This window comes from Pseudomonas sp. Root401, assembly GCF_001425105.1.
Classification (GTDB): domain Bacteria; phylum Pseudomonadota; class Gammaproteobacteria; order Pseudomonadales; family Pseudomonadaceae; genus Aquipseudomonas; species Aquipseudomonas brassicacearum.
The window spans coordinates 91876-107691 of sequence record NZ_LMDO01000018.1; the positions used below are offsets into that span (position 1 = coordinate 91876).

General features: G+C 63.4%; 15 protein-coding genes. 7 read left to right on the plus strand and 8 right to left on the minus strand.

The window, feature by feature from the left end; all coding sequences use genetic code 11:
• Positions 1-49 precede the first annotated feature (49 nt).
• The 6 genes from ASC85_RS15575 to ASC85_RS15600 all read right to left on the minus strand — a co-directional run bounded on the left by ASC85_RS15575 (position 50) and on the right by ASC85_RS15600 (position 5279).
• A complete protein-coding gene (locus ASC85_RS15575; RefSeq protein WP_057450315.1) occupies positions 50-715 on the minus strand; it encodes a response regulator transcription factor in 666 nt (221 codons plus the stop codon).
• Between the two features lie 59 nt (positions 716-774).
• On the minus strand, positions 775-1308 hold the full coding sequence (locus ASC85_RS15580) for a PQQ-dependent catabolism-associated CXXCW motif protein (RefSeq protein ID WP_057450259.1): 534 nt from the start codon (positions 1306-1308) through the stop codon (positions 775-777).
• A 253-nt stretch (positions 1309-1561) separates the two neighbouring features.
• The gene (locus ASC85_RS15585; protein ID WP_057450260.1) at positions 1562-2356 is read right to left on the minus strand and encodes an ABC transporter permease; all 795 of its coding nucleotides are present in this window, start codon (positions 2354-2356) and stop codon (positions 1562-1564) included.
• Positions 2353-3084: an ABC transporter ATP-binding protein gene (locus ASC85_RS15590; protein WP_057450262.1), complete on the minus strand. Its 732-nt coding sequence runs from the start codon at positions 3082-3084 to the stop codon at positions 2353-2355. The genes ASC85_RS15585 and ASC85_RS15590 overlap by 4 nt, the downstream gene beginning before the upstream one ends.
• A complete protein-coding gene (locus ASC85_RS15595; protein WP_057450263.1) occupies positions 3081-4085 on the minus strand; it encodes a YVTN family beta-propeller repeat protein in 1005 nt (334 codons plus the stop codon). The genes ASC85_RS15590 and ASC85_RS15595 overlap by 4 nt, the downstream gene beginning before the upstream one ends.
• Before the next feature lie 27 nt (positions 4086-4112).
• Positions 4113-5279, minus strand: coding sequence for an ABC transporter substrate-binding protein (locus ASC85_RS15600; RefSeq protein ID WP_057450268.1), 1167 nt, complete (start codon positions 5277-5279; stop codon positions 4113-4115).
• A gap of 377 nt (positions 5280-5656) precedes the next feature.
• Here ASC85_RS15600 and ASC85_RS15605 point away from each other — a divergent pair, with 377 nt between their 5' ends.
• Positions 5657-6910: a HAMP domain-containing sensor histidine kinase gene (locus ASC85_RS15605; protein ID WP_057450269.1), complete on the plus strand. Its 1254-nt coding sequence runs from the start codon at positions 5657-5659 to the stop codon at positions 6908-6910.
• On the plus strand, positions 6910-7548 hold the full coding sequence (locus tag ASC85_RS15610) for a response regulator (RefSeq protein ID WP_057450270.1): 639 nt from the start codon (positions 6910-6912) through the stop codon (positions 7546-7548). Before ASC85_RS15605 ends, ASC85_RS15610 begins: the two co-directional genes overlap by 1 nt.
• A 173-nt stretch (positions 7549-7721) precedes the next feature.
• On the opposite strand, the gene ASC85_RS15615 is transcribed toward ASC85_RS15610, so the two are convergent.
• Both ASC85_RS15615 and exaA read right to left on the minus strand, forming a co-directional pair.
• Positions 7722-8366 carry a pentapeptide repeat-containing protein gene (locus ASC85_RS15615; protein ID WP_057450273.1) on the minus strand — a complete coding sequence of 215 codons (645 nt, stop codon included), beginning with the start codon at positions 8364-8366 and terminating at the stop codon, positions 7722-7724.
• 131 nt (positions 8367-8497) lie between these two features.
• On the minus strand, positions 8498-10363 hold the full coding sequence (gene exaA / locus ASC85_RS15620) for a quinoprotein ethanol dehydrogenase (protein WP_057450279.1): 1866 nt from the start codon (positions 10361-10363) through the stop codon (positions 8498-8500).
• A gap of 253 nt (positions 10364-10616) precedes the next feature.
• Here exaA and pedF point away from each other — a divergent pair, with 253 nt between their 5' ends.
• The 5 genes from pedF to ASC85_RS15645 all read left to right on the plus strand — a co-directional run bounded on the left by pedF (position 10617) and on the right by ASC85_RS15645 (position 15735).
• Positions 10617-11078: a cytochrome c-550 PedF gene (gene pedF, locus ASC85_RS15625; RefSeq protein ID WP_018604055.1), complete on the plus strand. Its 462-nt coding sequence runs from the start codon at positions 10617-10619 to the stop codon at positions 11076-11078.
• A 5-nt stretch (positions 11079-11083) separates the two neighbouring features.
• Positions 11084-11959, plus strand: coding sequence for a substrate-binding periplasmic protein (locus ASC85_RS15630; RefSeq protein WP_057450280.1), 876 nt, complete (start codon positions 11084-11086; stop codon positions 11957-11959).
• 10 nt (positions 11960-11969) lie between these two features.
• Positions 11970-12728, plus strand: coding sequence for a quinoprotein dehydrogenase-associated SoxYZ-like carrier (locus ASC85_RS15635; RefSeq protein ID WP_057450281.1), 759 nt, complete (start codon positions 11970-11972; stop codon positions 12726-12728).
• Positions 12729-12744: 16 nt separating this feature from the next.
• Positions 12745-13674 carry a quinoprotein relay system zinc metallohydrolase 1 gene (locus ASC85_RS15640; RefSeq protein ID WP_057450282.1) on the plus strand — a complete coding sequence of 310 codons (930 nt, stop codon included), beginning with the start codon at positions 12745-12747 and terminating at the stop codon, positions 13672-13674.
• A 285-nt stretch (positions 13675-13959) separates the two neighbouring features.
• Entirely contained in the window at positions 13960-15735 is a 1776-nt protein-coding gene (locus ASC85_RS15645; RefSeq protein ID WP_057450283.1) for a PQQ-dependent methanol/ethanol family dehydrogenase, read from the plus strand.
• The last annotated feature ends 81 nt before the right edge of the window (positions 15736-15816 follow it).

Genomic DNA, 15816 nt, shown 5'->3' on the forward strand with positions numbered 1-15816 from the left:
GCGGCATTCCCACGCAGGAGCGTGGGAACGATCGGTAGTGTCCAGCCGTTCAACGCCGCAGGTAAGCCCCGAAATCGATATCCCCGGCACTGAGGATCGCCTGTACCCGGTTGTGCACGTTGAGTTTGCGCAGGATCGCCGAGACGTGGGCCTTGACCGTGGTTTCGGCGATGTCCAGGGTGTAGGCGATCTGTTTGTTCGACTCGCCCTTGGTCATGCGTTCGAGCACCAGCAATTGCTTGCGAGTCAAGGCCTGGAGCAGTTCCGGCGGGAAGCTCGGGTTTTCGTTCAGGCGCCGGCCCAGCGGGCTTTTTTGCGTGCGAATGATGTCGGGCGGCAGATACACGTTGCCGTTGAGGATCTGCTCGATGGCGTCGGTCATCTGCGAGCGTGGCGAGGATTTGGTGATGAAGCCCACCGCGCCATAGGTGATCGCCTGCAGCACCACTTGCTTGTCCTGCTCGGCGGAGACAATCACCACGGGGATGGTCGGCGCCTCGTTGCGCAGGTTGATCAGGCCATTGAGCCCGTGCATGCCGGGCATGTTCAGGTCCAGCAGGATCAGGTCCAGGTCGTCGTGCTCGGCGGTCAAGGCCAGGGCACTGTCCAGGTCGGCGGTCTCCATGACCTCGCTGCCAGGAAATCCGTCGCTGATGACGTTGTGGATGGCTTCGCGAAACAGTGGGTGATCGTCGGCTATCAGGATTTTATACATGGCCATTCACCTCGTTATTGTCGTGTGGGGCAGAGCAGTTGCACGCACTTCTTGCAAGATCAGGGAAACGGTTCGGGCCGGGCCGCTTGCAGGGGCAGGTTGGCCGCCTCCCAGGCATCGAGGCCATCGCGATACCAGTACACATGGTTATAGCCCATGGCAGCGGCGCGTTTTACCGCGTTCCAGCTCAGCCAGCAATCGGCGCGGCAATAAAAGACCAACGGCAAATCCAACCGCCCGCCGGTTGCCGCGCGCAGGTGATGGCTGAAGTAGTCCTGCCAGGTCGAGTCGAGGTCGCCGTCGCCGGTATTGGCCAGCCACAGGCTGCCGGGGAGGTTGGCGTGGGGTTCGTTGTCGATGAAACGCCCTTGGACCCACGGTCGACGATAAACGTCGATCAGCACTGGGGGCGAGGCTTGGCCGAGCAGCTGTTGCAGGGCCTGGGTGTCGAGGGTCTGGGCGCCGTCGACGGTGGCGGGCGTCGGGCTGCGGTATTGGGCGATGCGATAGCCCTGCGCGGAAAACAGCGCGGTATCGGCCTGCGCGACATTCAGCGCCAGGCCCAGCAGGAGGATCGCCAGCAAACGGGGCATAGGATTTATCCTTTTTGTTATGCGCCCATTACATGCCAGGGTCGAGGTCTTGTGAATGCGACCATGGACAGGAAAACCAGTACTAAAGTAGTAATTTGAGTGTTAAAGACCCGCGCGACATGGAGAACATGCACCGAGCCCTGTGGGAGCAAAGCTTGCTCGCGATAACGGTGTGCCAGTCAGCATCAACTCTGGATGAGCCGCCATCGCGAGCAAGCTTTGCTCCCACAGATTTTGTCTGTGCAATTAAGGGTTAGCTGCCGGCCTTGCGCAACGCCGCATGCTGCGGATTGAACGTCCACACCGCCAACAGCGCGAACACCAGGGTCAACCCCACGCACACCACCATCGCCAGCAAGTTGAACTGCTCGTACAGCGCAAAACGCACCAACTCCACGCCGTGGGTGAACGGGCTGACCGAGCAGAGCCAGTACAGCCAAGGGCTGGCTTCCTGCATTTTCCATAGCGGGTACAGTGCCGAAGACAGGAAGAACATCGGGAAGATCACGAAATTCATCACCCCGGCGAAGTTCTCCAGTTGCCGGATGGCATTGGACAGCAACAAGCCCAGGGCGCTGAGCATCAGGGCCACCAGCAACAGGGCCGGCAGGGCCAGCAGCAGGCCCATGGTCGGTGGCTGGATGCCGTACAGCCAGGCGATGGCGAGAAAGGCATAGACCTGCAACAGCGAGATCAGCGACGTCGCCAACAACTTGCTCGCCAGCAGGAAAGCCCGGGGCAGGGGACTGGTCAGCAGCACGCGCATGCTGCCCATTTCCCGGTCGTAGACCATCGACAGCGAGCCCTGCATGCCGTTGAACAACAGGATCATGCAGGCCAGCCCGGGCACGATGTACACCTCGTAGGGGATGTAGGTGTCGTAGGGCGCGATGATGGCGATGCCCAGTGCCGCGCGAAAACCGGCGGCGAACACCAGCAGCCACAGCAGGGGCCGGACCAGGGCGCTGAGCAGCCGGGTGCGTTGCAGCACGAAGCGCAGCCATTCGCGCGTCACGATGCCGCTGAAACATTGCCAGTACGCATTCATGGCCGGACTCCCGAGGCGGTCAAGCGAGTGAAGGCCGAGCCGAGGGTGCCGCCGTGTTCCAGGCTCACCGCGTCGGCCTGCCCGCTGGCGACCAGGCGGCCCTGATGCACGATCAACAGATCGTCGCTGGGCTGCACTTCGTCGAGCAAGTGAGTGGTCCAGAGCACGCTGATACCTTGCTCGCAGCACAGTTGCCGGATGTGCAGGCCCAGGGCTAGGCGGCTGGCCGGATCAAGGCCGACGCTGGGTTCGTCGAGCAGCAACAGGCGCGGTTCGTGGAGCAGGGCGCGGGCGATTTCGACCCGGCGCCGATGGCCACCATTGAGGTCGCGCACCCGCTCGTGGCGGCGCTCCGTCAAGTGCTGGCGGGTCAGTTCGGCGTCGATGCGGGCGCTGCCCTGGCGCCGCGAAAACCCGTGCAACGCCAGGTGATAGCGCAGGTTCTGTTCAATGCTCAGGTCCAGGTCCAGGGTGCTCTGTTGGAACACCACGCCCAATTGGCGCAAGGCCGATCTTGGTGATTTTTGCAGGGAATGACCGCCGATGCGGATCTCGCCACGTTGCAGGTCGTACAAACGCGTGAGCAGGGCGATCAGCGTCGACTTGCCGGCACCGTTGGGCCCCAGCAGCGCGGCGAAACGCCCGGCGGGCAGGCTGAAACTCATCTGCTTGAGGGCTTCGCGCGCGCCATAGGCAAAGCTCAGGTCGCTGACCTCCAGGGCGTTCATGGCGTGACCACCACGCCCCAGGGGTAGCGTCCGACTTTCACTGACTTGAGCACCTTGCGGCTCTCTACATCGATCACCGAGACATCGCCACTGACGCCGTTGGTCGCCAGCAGCTGTTTCTGGTCCGGGGTGAACGCCAGTTGCCAGACCCGCCGGCCCACCAGCAGGTAATCCAGCACTTCGAAGGTCTTGGCGTCGATCACCGCCACATGGTTGGCCGGGCCCAGGGCGACAAACGCCAGCTTGCCGTCGGCGCTGAGCTTGATGCCCACCGGTTGGACCTTGTCCGGGTGCACGCCCTTGATCTGGAACGTCAGGGTCTTGAGGATCTTGCGCGTCGCCACGTCGAGCACGGTCAACGTGCCGCCGATCTCGGCCGAGGCCCAGAGCTGCGTACCGTCACGATTGAATTCGACGAAACGTGGCCGCTGGTCCACCAGGGTGTTGTCGGCCAGGGTCTGGGTGCTGGTGTCGATCCAGTGCAGCATGTTCGTGGTTTCACTGGTGTTGACCGCCCACTTGCCGTCAGGGCTGACGGCCATGCCTTCGGGCTCGACACCGACGCCGATCTGGCCGAGCACTTCGGAGGTCTGGGTGTCGATCACCGTGACCAGCGCATCGTCTTCGTTGGAGACATACAGCCAGCGGTCGTTGGGGTGCAGGGCGAACTGCTCCGGGTCCTTGCCGGAGGGCAGTTCCTTGATGATCTTGCGGGTGGCGACGTCCATCACCTGGACCCGGTCCGAGTCGCTGGCGCAGATGTACAGCAGGCGATAGTCGTGGGACAGCAACAGGCCTCGGGGACGCTGGCCGACCGGCAGGGTCTCGATGACTTCCAGGCTCTGCATGTCGATCAGGCTCAGGCTGTTGTCTTTCTCGTTGGAGACCCAGGCGATGCTGGCGGCGGCGGGACCGGCGGCAAGCAACACTGCGCCCAGGGCGAGGGCTTTGCATAACCGGGTCGGGCAAAGCCGGGCCGGGTAAATCAGGGAGCGGCGCATGGCGGTTTTCCTTATTGTTGTTATCGATCAGGGGTAACGGCAGCTCACTTCGGGCCGGTCATAGCCCAGGCTGTCCATTTCATTGGCAGGGTGCAGAAAACCGTCCTGGGGCGAGGTGCTGACCAGCGCCCGGGGTTGGACCAGGGGAATCGGTTGGCGCAACTGGCCGTTCCAGGGCCGGTAGCTGAGCTTGCGGCCCTTGAACCCGTCCAGGGGCAACTGGTCGCTGAGGGCCAATTGGTGGATGGCGAGCGGGTCGTCCTGACGCAACTTGCTCACGGCGCTGGCGATGCTGCGCACGGCGATCCAGGCGGCGAAATCGCGGTCGTTCATCCAGCGTCCGGCCAGGGCTTCAAAACGTTTTTGCAGTTGCGCCGCGCCGTAGGTTTCCACGGTCTTGTGCCAGCCGGTGGGCGTCAGCCCTTGGGTGCCGGCCACCGGGCGTGGGTACCAGGTCTGGTAGGGCAGGTATTCACCGAAATCACCGCGTTCGTCGGCCACCAGCACCACGTCGTACTCGGCGGTCTGGGTGAACAGCGGCATGTCGGCCTGGGCGCTGCGGCGCTGGTCGTTGTCGAACTGCCAGGCCTTCTCGGCGACGATCTTCATGCCGAAGCGTTTCATGGCCCGGCGCAATGCGGCGGCATAGGCCTGGTCCTCGGGCGTCTGGCCGACAATCAGCAAGGCCCGCTGCCATTTACGCACGACGCTGAACTGCACCAGGGCATCGGCGAGCATGGCGCGGTCGGGCAGGCTGTGCAGCACGTTACCGAGGCAGTCGGTGGTGCGCAGGCTGTCGTCGGCGCTACCGGCGTTGAACAGCAGGCTGTCGGGCAGGGCGGCGCTGAGCTGGCGCAGGCTGGCGGCCGGTGCGTTGACCACGAACAACCGCAGGCCCTGGTCGTGTTGGGCCCGGGCGGCCTGGAGCAGCGCTTCGGGCGTGTCGACGCTGGCGCTTTCCAGGCGGTAGTCGTGCTTGAGGAAACGCCCGGTGCTGTTGCTGTCGACGATCGCCAGTTCGGCGCCGCGCAACCCGGCATCGGCCGGTTCGGCAATGACGTTGGACAGCAGCGGGCCCGGATCGGGACGATAACCCAGGTAGCCGATGCGCACTTGCAGCGGCGTGGCATCGCCCGCGTGAGCGGTTGCCGCTGCCAGCAGAGAAACCAGGGCGTAACTGACGAGCCGGCGCATGACGTCCTCCATTGCAGGTAGCGCCAGCATAGGAAGCCTGCGGCCATGGGGAAATATGCAGAAAGTACCGCCGGTGCAGTACCAAGGTAGTAACTCACCTTGGAGGCCGGGGTTTTAGCATGCAAGGCATCGTCATTGACCAGGAAGGGACAGACCATGCGGATTCTCAAAGCGCTGCTGCTGCCGTTTCTGCTGATCCTGAGTTTGATTGGGGTTGACCGTCCCAAAACCTGGAAACCTCCAAGCCCCTCTGTGGGAGCGAGCTTGCTCGCGATAGCGGTGGTTCAGTCAACCTCAGTATTGGATGTGCCGCCGTCATCGCGAGCAAGCTCGCTCCCACAGGGGATGGGTGTCAATTCAGGGTCGGAGCGCTAACCATGTCAGCCCTCTGGCGCATCAATCTCTGGGTTTGTGCCTTTTTCGCCCTGGTCACCCTGGCCTGTGCAGTCCTGTTGTTGCACCAGGCCACGGCCGATGTGAAACGCGAGCTGCAATCGGCCGAGTCGGTGGTGCATTACCTGCGCGAAACCGTCGAGCGCGATCCGGCCAGTCTCCAGCCGCGATTGACCGGCAGCCTGCGTCACGTGCGGGTGCGTTGGCTGGCCCCTGGAGAACTGTTCCCGGCGGATGAAGACGGGATGAAGGCCAGGCTCGGCCGCCGGTTACTGGATGACGGCCCTGCGGCTCAGGTGGTGGATTTGCCGGACGGTCGGCGGGCCTGGATTGCCGTCGACCCCCGCGATGAAATCGACGAAATTCTCGATTCCTTGGTGCAACTGTTATACGTCTGCGCCCTGGCGCTGTCGCTCAGCTTGTTGGTGATTCGCTGGGGTGTACGCCGGGGCATGCGTTTGCTCGATGAGTTGCTGGATGCATTGCGTCAGGTGTCAGCCGGGAACCTGCAGGTGCGCCTGGGCACTGGGGGTGTCCCGGAGGCGCAGCAACTGGCGGGGCATTTCAATCGCATGACCGCCGCCCTGGCCGAGGCCCAGGCCGATAACGCCCGGCTTACCCAGGCCTTGCTGGCCGTGCAGGAACAGGAGCGCACCCGGCTGGCCCAGACCCTGCACGACGACCTGGGCCAATACGTGGCCGGCATTCGTGCCCGCGCCTGCCTGCTGAGGTTGGTGATGGATCAACCGCCGGCGCTGGAGCAGACCGTCAGCCAGCTCGAAGAGCATTGCGAGCATTTGCAATTGGGTTTCCGGGCGCTGGTGCATGACTTGTACCCAGTGGTGTTGCAGCACCTGCCGTTGTGCGAGGCCATCAGGCTGTTGGCCGGGCAATGGCAGGCCAACCAAGGTATCGCCTGTCAGGTGTGGATCGACAAAACACTGCCGCCCTTGTCCGGTCCGGACAAGACCCACTTGTATCGTTTGTTGCAGGAAGCGTTGACCAACGTTGCCCGGCATGCCGGCGCCACGCAGGTGCGGATTCGCCTGCAACGCCGCGCCGGGCGCCTGCGGTTGCTGGTGCGCGACAACGGTTGCGGAGCGACGCAACCATCGCGCGCCGGTGTTGGCTTGCACTCGATGTCCGAGCGGGCGCGCAGCCTGGGCGGTGAGCTGCGCATCATCAGCCAGCCTGGCGCCGGTTGGGCGCTGGCCTTGAATATTGCCCTGGAGGCGTGATGAACATTTTGTTGGTGGACGACCATGCGGTGGTTCGGCAGGGCTATGCCAGCCTTTTGCGGGTGCTGATGCCGGACCTGCAGGTGCGCGAAGCGGCCACCGGCGAGGAGGCGTTGAGCCAGGTGCAGGAGCAGGTGCCGCATCTGGTGATCATGGACTTCGGCCTGCCCGGTATCAGTGGCTTGGAAACCACCCGCCGGCTACGCCAGCGTCTACCGCAACTGCGGGTGTTGTTCTTCAGCATGCACGATGAATTGCCCTTGGTGCGCCAGGCATTGGACGCCGGCGCTGCGGGCTACCTGACCAAGAATTCGGCACCCCAGGTGCTGATGGAAGCGGTACGCCGGGTGTTGGCCGGGCATGTCTACATCGAGCAATCCCTGGCCACGCAACTGGCCTGCACCAGCTCGCGCCAGGATGTCGACCCGCGCCTGCAGAGTATGACCCAACGGGAGTTGGAGATTTTCGTCATGCTCGCCAAGGGCACCCCCGCTCGCACCATTGCCGAACAGCTGTGCATCAGCGCCAAGACCGTGTCCAACCACCTGACGCTGCTCAAGAGCAAGTTGCAGGTCAGCTCCCATGCCGAGCTGGTGCACCTGGGGATCGATATGGGGGTAGTGCGGGTGGCGGGGTGAAAATTCCCATTCCCAGGCGATGACAATCCACTGTGGCGAGGGGATTTATCCCCGCTGGGGCGCGAAGCGGCCCCCTAGATCTATTTCGCATACCGAGTTGTCTGGTTTTAGGGCCGCTTCGCAGCCCAGCGGGGATAAATCCCCTCGCCACAGGGGTTTGTGATCCAGGGTCTTCACTGATCCCAGGACATCGGGCACCCGGTACAGCCTTGCATATTGGCATCCTGGAAATTCCCGTAATGCTGGCGAGAACCGCTCAGGTTGGCCTGTTCCAGGTTGCTTTCGCCGAGCTTGGCTTCCTGCAGGTTGGCGTCGCGCAAGTCGGCGCCCTTGAGGTCGGCCTTGCTCAGCCAGGCCATTTCCAGGTCCGCCGCCTGCAGGTTGGCCTCGTGCAGACGGGCGCCGGACAAACGGGCGAATTGCAGGTAGGCCGCCGTCAGGTCGGCGCGCTGGAACTGCGCACCCTGGCCGAACAGGCCCCAACCCTGGATTGCCTTGAGCGTGGCGCCGCTGAAGTCCGCCAGGCGCAGGTTGCTTTGTTGCAGGCTGGCACGGGTCAGGTTGGCGCCCTGTAGCTGGGCCTTCTCAAGGTTGGCCAGGTCCAGCCGCGCGTGCCGCAGGTCGGCATCGCGCAGATCGGCGCCGCTGAGGTTCATCTTGCGCAAGTCCTGGTTCGCCAGTTTTGCACCGCGCAGGTTGGCGCCGGGGCATTGGCTGGATTCGGCGATGAGGCAGCCGTTGATTGTCAGTGGGGTATCGGGGTCGTCGGCATGGGCAAGGGCGCCGATGAACAGAAGCAGCAATGGCAAGAATTTCATGTCTCGAACTCGCTGATCTGTGGGAGCGAGCTTGCTCGCGATGGCGGTGGTTCAGCCGGCATTCATGTTGACTGATACTGCGCTATCGCGAGCAAGCTCGCTCCCACAGGGGATGGGGTACAGGTCAGGGGTTATTTCTGCGCCGTCGCCTTATCCCAACTCGGAATCTTGAACACCCAGAACGACCCACCCTGGGCCACTGGCTTGGTCAGTTCGGCCATGTCGCCACCCCACAACGGTACGGCGCCACCGTAGCCGACGGTCACGCCGATGTACTGCTCGCCGTCCTGCTCCCACGTGATGGGCGGGGAGACGATGCCGCTGCCGGTCTGGAATTTCCACAGTTCCTGGCCGGTCTTGGCGTCGAAGGCCTTGAAGAAGCCGTCGCCAGTGCCGGTGAACACCAGGTTGCCCTTGGTCGCCAGCACACCGGCCCACAGTGGCAGTGGTTCCTTGTGTTCCCATACCACCTTGCCGGTGGTGGGGTTCATCGCCCGCAGGCTGCCGACGTGATCGTCGTACATGCGCTTGATGCGAAAGCCCATGCCCAGGTAGGCCGAGCCCTTCTTGTAGTTCACTTCCTCGGTCCAGTATTCCTCTTTCCACTGGTTGCCGGGGACGTAGAACAGGCCGGTGTCCTGGCTGTAGGCCATTGGGTTCCAGTTCTTGCCGCCGAGGAAGGGCGGCGAGACTTCCACCGGCTTGCCCTTGGTTTCACCCGGCAATGGCTTGGCCGGACGCTGGCCGGGGTTTTCCACCGGGCGACCGGTCTTGAGGTCGATGTGGCTGGCCCAGGTGATGTTGTCGACGAACGGGAAGGCGTTCTGCAGCTTGCCGTTGTTGCGGTCCACCACGTAGAAGAAACCGTTGCGGTCGGCGTGGGCGGTGGCCTTGATAACCTTGCCGTCCTTGTCCTTGTAGTCGAACAGCACCAGCTCGTTGTTGCCGGAGAAGTCCCAGGCGTCGTTGGGCGTGTGTTGGTAGAACCACTTCACTTCGCCAGTGCTCGGGTCGACACCGACCTGGCCGGAGGTGTAGAGGCTGTCGTAATCATGAGGGTTGCCATCCTTGGCCGTGCGCGCCCAGGTGTTCCACGGGCCAGGGTTGCCCGCGCCGACGATGATGGTGTTGGTCTCGGCGTCGAAACTGGCGCTCTGCCAAGGTGCGCCGCCGCCGTGGCTCCAGGCTTCGACCTTGCCGGTTTCAGTGGTCTTGTCGTCGGGCCAGGAGGGCGCCTTGACGTCGCCGGTCGGCGTGCTGTCCTTGCCGTTGAGACGGCCCATGTGGCCTTCGACGAACGGGCGCATCCAGACTTCTTCGCCGGTGTCCGGGTCGCGGGCGAACAGTTGCCCGACCACACCGAACTCGTCGCCGGAGCTGCCATGGATCAGCAGGACCTTGCCACTGGTCTTGTCCTTGATCAGCACCGGGGCGCCGGTCATGGTGTAGCCGCCGGCGTGGTCGCCGAACTTCTTGTTCCACACCACTTTGCCGGTGTTTTTATCCAGGGCGATGACTCGCGCGTCCAGGGTGCCGAAGTAGATCTTGTCGCCGTAGATGGCCGCGCCGCGGTTGACCACGTCGCAGCACGGGCGAATGTTGTCCGGCAGCCGGTGGTTGTAGGTCCACAGGCGCTTGCCGGTCTTGGCATCGAGGGCGAATACCCGCGAGTACGAGCCGGTGACGTACACCACGCCGTCGCTGACGATGGCCTGTGACTCCTGGCCGCGCTGTTTCTCGTCGCCGAATGAGTAGGACCAGGCCGGGGTCAGCTTGAACACGTTCTTGTCGTTGACCTGGGCCAGCGGGCTCCAGCGCTGGGCGTTGGTGCCCATGCCGTATTGCAGCACGTCCTTGGTAGTCAGGTGGTCGTTGGCGATGTCTTCCCAACTGACTCCTGGTGCGGCGGCGCGGGCCAAGGGGCTCAGCGACAGACTGCCAGCGAGCAGCAAGGCGACGGTCAGGGAGGAGAGGGCGGGTAGCGTTTTTATTCTCATGGTGGCAGTTCCCAGTGAAAGGTTTTGGCCTGACTAGGGTGAGTCGCGCCAGGGCCCGCCGATACGGAAAAAGTCCCGCCCTTGCCGGGAAGACTTCCCGAACCGCCTGTCTTTACGACCTGCGTCGGATGGCTTGCTACCAAGGAACTAGACCCCGGCCACCAAAGCAGCATTCGGCTGGTGCCGCAGGGTTCCTAAGATGACGGCACGGCCTCCGCAAAGAGGTCTTGCGTGCAATCCAGAGGGCATAACAATGACAACAAAACGCAACGCCATCATCGCTACCGCACTGCTGATGGGGCTGACCGGCGCAGGCTCCGCATGGGCCCATGGCAACGTAGTGCCCCAGGCAGTGGAAACCAAGGGACTGACCCCGATCAAGGACGCCAACTTGCCGTTGGACGCTGATGGGTGGGCTGCCCAGAACCCGTATCGCAACTCTCCCGAGCGTGAAAAAGCCGTGGAAATCGGTGCCTCGGCCTACAACCAGAACTGCGCGGCCTGCCATGGCCTGGAAGCCAAGTCCGGCGGCATCGCCCCGGACCTGCGCATGCTCGACGCCGCCGAAGTCGGCGATGAGTGGTTTGTCGAACGCGTACGTCACGGCGCGGTACGCGACGGCCGGGTCTACATGCCGAAAATGGCCGACTACCTGAGCCAGGAAGCCTTGTGGGCGGTGCGCACCTATCTCGACAGCGTGCACGTCGAGGAGTGATCGTCATGCGCCTGTTCGCGTGGGTAATGTGCAGCCTGCTCCTGTGTGGCCAGGCGGTGCAGGCGCAGGTGCGCAGCTACGACCAGATGATTGCCGCCGGGGAGTTGAAGGTCGCGGTCTACAAGGACTTCGCGCCCTACAGTTTCGAGGACCACGGCCAACCCAGGGGCGTGGACGTGGAGCTGGCCCAGGCCCTGGCCAAGGCGCTCGGCGTGCGCCTGCAATTGATGTGGGCACCGCCGGGCGAAAAACTCGATGACGACCTGCGCGATTACATCTGGCGCAGCAGCCCGTTGCACGAGCGGCAATTGGCCGACCTGATGATGCGCGTGCCTTACGACCACGACTATGCGCAAAAGCGCAACGACATCGGCGAACTGGCAAACGCCCAGGTGGTGATGTTCGGACCTTATCAGCAGGAGTGCTGGCAGGTGGCATACGACCGGAGCCGGTTGGATTCGGTGGGCAGTGTCGCGGTGTTCCAGCAGCACCCCATTGGCGTTGAAGTCGACAGCGTGCCGTCGTTCTACCTGACGTCGGTGTTCAACGGCATGCTCCGGGCCAAGACCCACCATTACCCCGGTGTCAGCCAGGCCTTCAAGGCCATGCAGGCCGGGGAGGTGGACGCCGTCATGGCCATGCGCGGTGAGGTCGATTGGCAAGTGCACGAGGCGGCCGATCCGCAACTGGCGCTGGCGGAAAACGCCTACCCGAATATGGGCAAGCAACGTTGGGAAATCGGCATGGCGGTGCATGAAAGCAACCGTCAGCTGGCCTATGCGGTGGAAGAGGCTCTGGAAGGCTTGATCCGCGACGGCAGCGTCAAGACGGTCTATGCCCATTACGGCCTGCGTTATGAAGTGCCGGAGATGTATCAATAGGAGCGCCGGGATGAAATGGGTCGTGTGGTGCCTGCTGTGGTGTGGTCTGCCAATGACCGCGTGGGCGGCGGTCGAGCCAGGGAAGGACCCGGTGCCGTCGGTGATGTGGGCCTTTTATCACAAGCAATTGCTGGGGGACGCGCCGTTCGTGTTCGACGATCGGGTGCGGCTGCTGGCGCCACCCTTTGCCGAAGACGCACGCCAGGTGCCACTGGAAATCGATGCCCGGGCCTTTACCGGCGACGTCGTGCGGGTGTTGGCCTGGGCCGAACTGAATCCGTTGCCGAAAATCGTCGACTTTCAACCAGGGGAGCGAGTGCTGCCCTGGCTGTCGATCCGCATTCGCATCGAGCAAGCCACGCCGTTGCGCGCTGCCGTGCAGACCCGCGATGGCCTGTGGCACGTCGGCTCGACCCTGATCGACGCGGCCGGGGGCGGCTGTACTGCGCCCAGCGTCGTGCGCACCCAGCCGGGTTGGGAGGAACACTTGGGCGAGGTGCTGGGCGCCCGCTATCCCCGGGGCGATTCGAGCCGCCTGCGCCTGCAGGTGGCTCATCCGATGGATAACGGCCTGGTGAGCGGCATCCCGGAGTTTTTCCTCAACCAGGCGCAACTGCTGGACGCTGATGGCCAGGTGCTGGCGCGCCTGGAACTGTTCCCGGCGGTCAGCGAAAACCCCAACCTGGGCTTCGACATCCGAGGCCTGGGCCAGACCCGCCTGCTGCTGCGCGACAACAGCGGCAATACGTTCGAGGCGGCGATCCCCTGACCACAAGGAGCGCGCCATGCGCTGGTTGTTGCTGATGTTCCTGAGCCTGTGCTGGCCGACGTGGGCCGGCATGGACTACGCACTCAAGCCCCGGCAGATCGCCGAAGGCACCTGGCTGCTGGAAGGCAGCACCGAGAATTTTGCCAAGGCCAACGGCGGCAACATCGTCAACACCGCGTTCATCGTCACGGATGCCGGCGTGGTGGTGATCGACACCGGGCCGTCGAAGCGCTACGGCGAGGCGCTGCGCCAGGCCATTGCCGCGACCACCGATAAACCGGTGATCCAGGTCTTGCTGACCCATCATCACCCCGATCACGTCTTGGGCAACCAGGCCTTTAGCGACGTGCCCATTGGTGCCTTGGCGGGCACCACCGACCTGCTTCGGCAACAGGGTGATGCGCTGGCGGAAAACATGTACCGGCTGGTGGGCGACTGGATGCGCGGCACCGAGGTCGTGTTACCGACCCGGGAGCTGGCTGCCGGGACGCTGACCGTCGGCGACCATTCGTTGCGCTTGCTGCCACTGGCCGGGCACACCGGGGCCGACCTGGCGATTCTCGATGAAACCACCGGCGTGCTGTTTGCCGGCGACCTGGTGTTTTACGAACGCGCCCTGACCACCCCAAACAGCCCGGGGCTGGAGGTCTGGCTCCAGGACCTGGACACCTTGCAGGCCTTGCCCTGGAAGCAGATCGTGCCCGGCCATGGCCCGGTCGCGAGCGACGCCCGGCCCTTCGCGCAGATGCGCGACTACCTGGGCTGGCTCGACCAACTGATGCGCGACGGCGCGGCCCGGGGCGACGACATGGCCGAGATGATCCGCAGCCCCATTCCCGAGCGCTTTGCCGGGATCAGCCTGAGTCGGTATGAGTTGATTCGCAGCGTCAGCCATCTCTATCCGCGCTATGAGCGAACCCAGATGAGGCGGGTCGACAACCACTGATCCTTGTAGGAGCTGCCGAAGGCTGCGATCTTTTGATCTTTCGCTTGAGATTCAAGTGTTTGGGGAAAGATCGCAGCCTCGCTGCGCTCGTCAGCTTCTACAGCTCCTGCATTCCAGCGGGGATAGATATCCTCGCCACAATGGGCCCATCTTGTCTCTCGTATGTACCAAGGAACTAGAAAACTCAACACAGCGGGCAATTGTTGGCAACGGCTCCGAGCCCAAGAATCTGTGGCAGACCGGGAAAAATTCCCGGGTATAACAATAACCGCAGAGGTAGCCGTCATGAGTCATCCCGCACGTCGCCAACCCTTCGCCGTGAGCCTGCTGCTCAGTGCCATGCTGCTGTCCGGTTCGGCCCTTGCAGCCGTGACCGATCAGGAAATTCTCCAGGACCCGAAAAACCCGCAACAGGTCGTGACCAACGGCCTGGGTGTCCAGGGCCAGCGCTACAGCCCGCTCGATACCCTCAATGTCAATAACGTCAAGGACCTGCGCCCGGTCTGGGCGTTCTCCTTCGGTGGCGAAAAGCAGCGCGGCCAGCAGGCCCAGCCGATGATCAAGGACGGGGTGATGTACCTCACCGGTTCCTATTCGCGGGTATTCGCAGTGGATGCACGCACCGGCAAGAAGCTGTGGCAATACGATGCGCGCCTGCCCGATGATATCCGTCCTTGCTGCGACGTGATCAACCGTGGCGTGGCGTTGTATGGCGACCTGGTGTTCTTCGGCACCCTCGACGCCAAGCTGGTGGCCTTGAACAAGGACACCGGCAAGGTGGTGTGGAGCAAGAAGGTGGCCGACCACAAGGAAGGTTATTCCATCAGCGCCGCGCCCATGGTGGTGAACGGCAAGCTGATCACCGGCGTGGCCGGGGGCGAGTTCGGCGTGGTGGGCCAGATCAGCGCCTACGACCCGAAAAATGGCGAACTGCTGTGGACCCGCCCGACGGTGGAAGGCCACATGGGCTACGTCTACAAGGACGGCAAGGCGGTCGAGAACGGCATCTCCGGCGGCGAGGCCGGCAAGACCTGGCCGGGCGATCTCTGGAAAACCGGCGGTGCCGCGCCTTGGCTGGGCGGCTACTACGACCCGGAAACCAACCTGCTGCTGTTCGGCACCGGCAACCCGGCCCCGTGGAACTCCCACCTGCGTCCTGGCGACAACCTCTATTCGTCGTCGCGCCTGGCCTTGAATCCCGACGACGGGACCATCAAGTGGCACTTCCAGAGCACGCCACACGACGGCTGGGACTATGACGGCGTCAATGAACTGATCTCGTTCAACTACAAGGAAGGCGGCAAGGACATCAAGGCCGCGGCGACCGCGGACCGTAACGGCTTCTTCTACGTGCTCGACCGCACCAACGGTAAGTTCATCCGTGGCTTCCCGTTTGTCGACAAGATCACCTGGGCCACTGGCCTGGACAAGGATGGGCGGCCGATCTACAACGAGGCCAGCCGCCCGGGAGCGCCGGGCAGCGAAGCCAAGGGCAGTTCGGTGTTCGTCGCACCGGCCTTCCTCGGCGCGAAAAACTGGATGCCGATGGCGTATAACCAAGACACCGGGTTGTTCTACGTGCCGTCCAACGAATGGGGCATGGACATCTGGAACGAAGGCATCGCCTACAAGAAAGGCGCGGCGTTCCTCGGGGCAGGTTTCACCATCAAGCCGCTGAACGAGGAGTACATCGGCGTGCTGCGGGCCATCGACCCCAAGACTGGCAAGGAAGTCTGGCGCCACAAGAACTACGCGCCACTGTGGGGCGGGGTCCTGACCACCAAGGGCAACCTGGTGTTCACCGGCACGCCTGAAGGGTTCCTGCAGGCGTTCAACGCCAAGACCGGGGAAAAGGTCTGGGAATTCCAGACCGGCTCCGGTGTGCTCGGTTCACCCATCACCTGGGAAATGGACGGCGAGCAATACGTCTCCGTGGTTTCCGGCTGGGGCGGCGCGGTGCCGCTGTGGGGCGGCGAGGTGGCCAAGCGCGTGAAGGACTTCAACCAGGGCGGCATGCTCTGGACCTTCAAGTTGCCGAAGGACTTGGTGGTCAAGCGCTAGTAAATAATGAGCCGAGCGTTGCCCTTGTGGCGACTGCTCTGTGGGAGCAAAGCTTGCTCGCGATGCAGTCGCCTCGGTTTC

Bases quoted from the DNA above. Each gene is read 5' to 3' on its own strand.
- pedF (WP_018604055.1), top strand. From the start codon at position 10,617: ATGACAACAAAACGCAACGCCATCATCGCTACCGCACTGCTGATGGGG.
- ASC85_RS15635 (WP_057450281.1), top strand. From the start codon at position 11,970: ATGAAATGGGTCGTGTGGTGCCTGCTGTGGTGTGGTCTGCCAATGACC.
- ASC85_RS15595 (WP_057450263.1), bottom strand. From the start codon at position 4,085: ATGCGCCGCTCCCTGATTTACCCGGCCCGGCTTTGCCCGACCCGGTTA.
- ASC85_RS15580 (WP_057450259.1), bottom strand. From the start codon at position 1,308: ATGCCCCGTTTGCTGGCGATCCTCCTGCTGGGCCTGGCGCTGAATGTC.
- exaA (WP_057450279.1), bottom strand. From the start codon at position 10,363: ATGAGAATAAAAACGCTACCCGCCCTCTCCTCCCTGACCGTCGCCTTG.
- ASC85_RS15615 (WP_057450273.1), bottom strand. From the start codon at position 8,366: ATGAAATTCTTGCCATTGCTGCTTCTGTTCATCGGCGCCCTTGCCCAT.
- ASC85_RS15645 (WP_057450283.1), top strand. From the start codon at position 13,960: ATGAGTCATCCCGCACGTCGCCAACCCTTCGCCGTGAGCCTGCTGCTC.
- ASC85_RS15605 (WP_057450269.1), top strand. From the start codon at position 5,657: ATGTCAGCCCTCTGGCGCATCAATCTCTGGGTTTGTGCCTTTTTCGCC.
- ASC85_RS15610 (WP_057450270.1), top strand. From the start codon at position 6,910: ATGAACATTTTGTTGGTGGACGACCATGCGGTGGTTCGGCAGGGCTAT.
- ASC85_RS15600 (WP_057450268.1), bottom strand. From the start codon at position 5,279: ATGCGCCGGCTCGTCAGTTACGCCCTGGTTTCTCTGCTGGCAGCGGCA.
- ASC85_RS15630 (WP_057450280.1), top strand. From the start codon at position 11,084: ATGCGCCTGTTCGCGTGGGTAATGTGCAGCCTGCTCCTGTGTGGCCAG.
- ASC85_RS15590 (WP_057450262.1), bottom strand. From the start codon at position 3,084: ATGAACGCCCTGGAGGTCAGCGACCTGAGCTTTGCCTATGGCGCGCGC.
- ASC85_RS15640 (WP_057450282.1), top strand. From the start codon at position 12,745: ATGCGCTGGTTGTTGCTGATGTTCCTGAGCCTGTGCTGGCCGACGTGG.
- ASC85_RS15575 (WP_057450315.1), bottom strand. From the start codon at position 715: ATGTATAAAATCCTGATAGCCGACGATCACCCACTGTTTCGCGAAGCC.
- ASC85_RS15585 (WP_057450260.1), bottom strand. From the start codon at position 2,356: ATGAATGCGTACTGGCAATGTTTCAGCGGCATCGTGACGCGCGAATGG.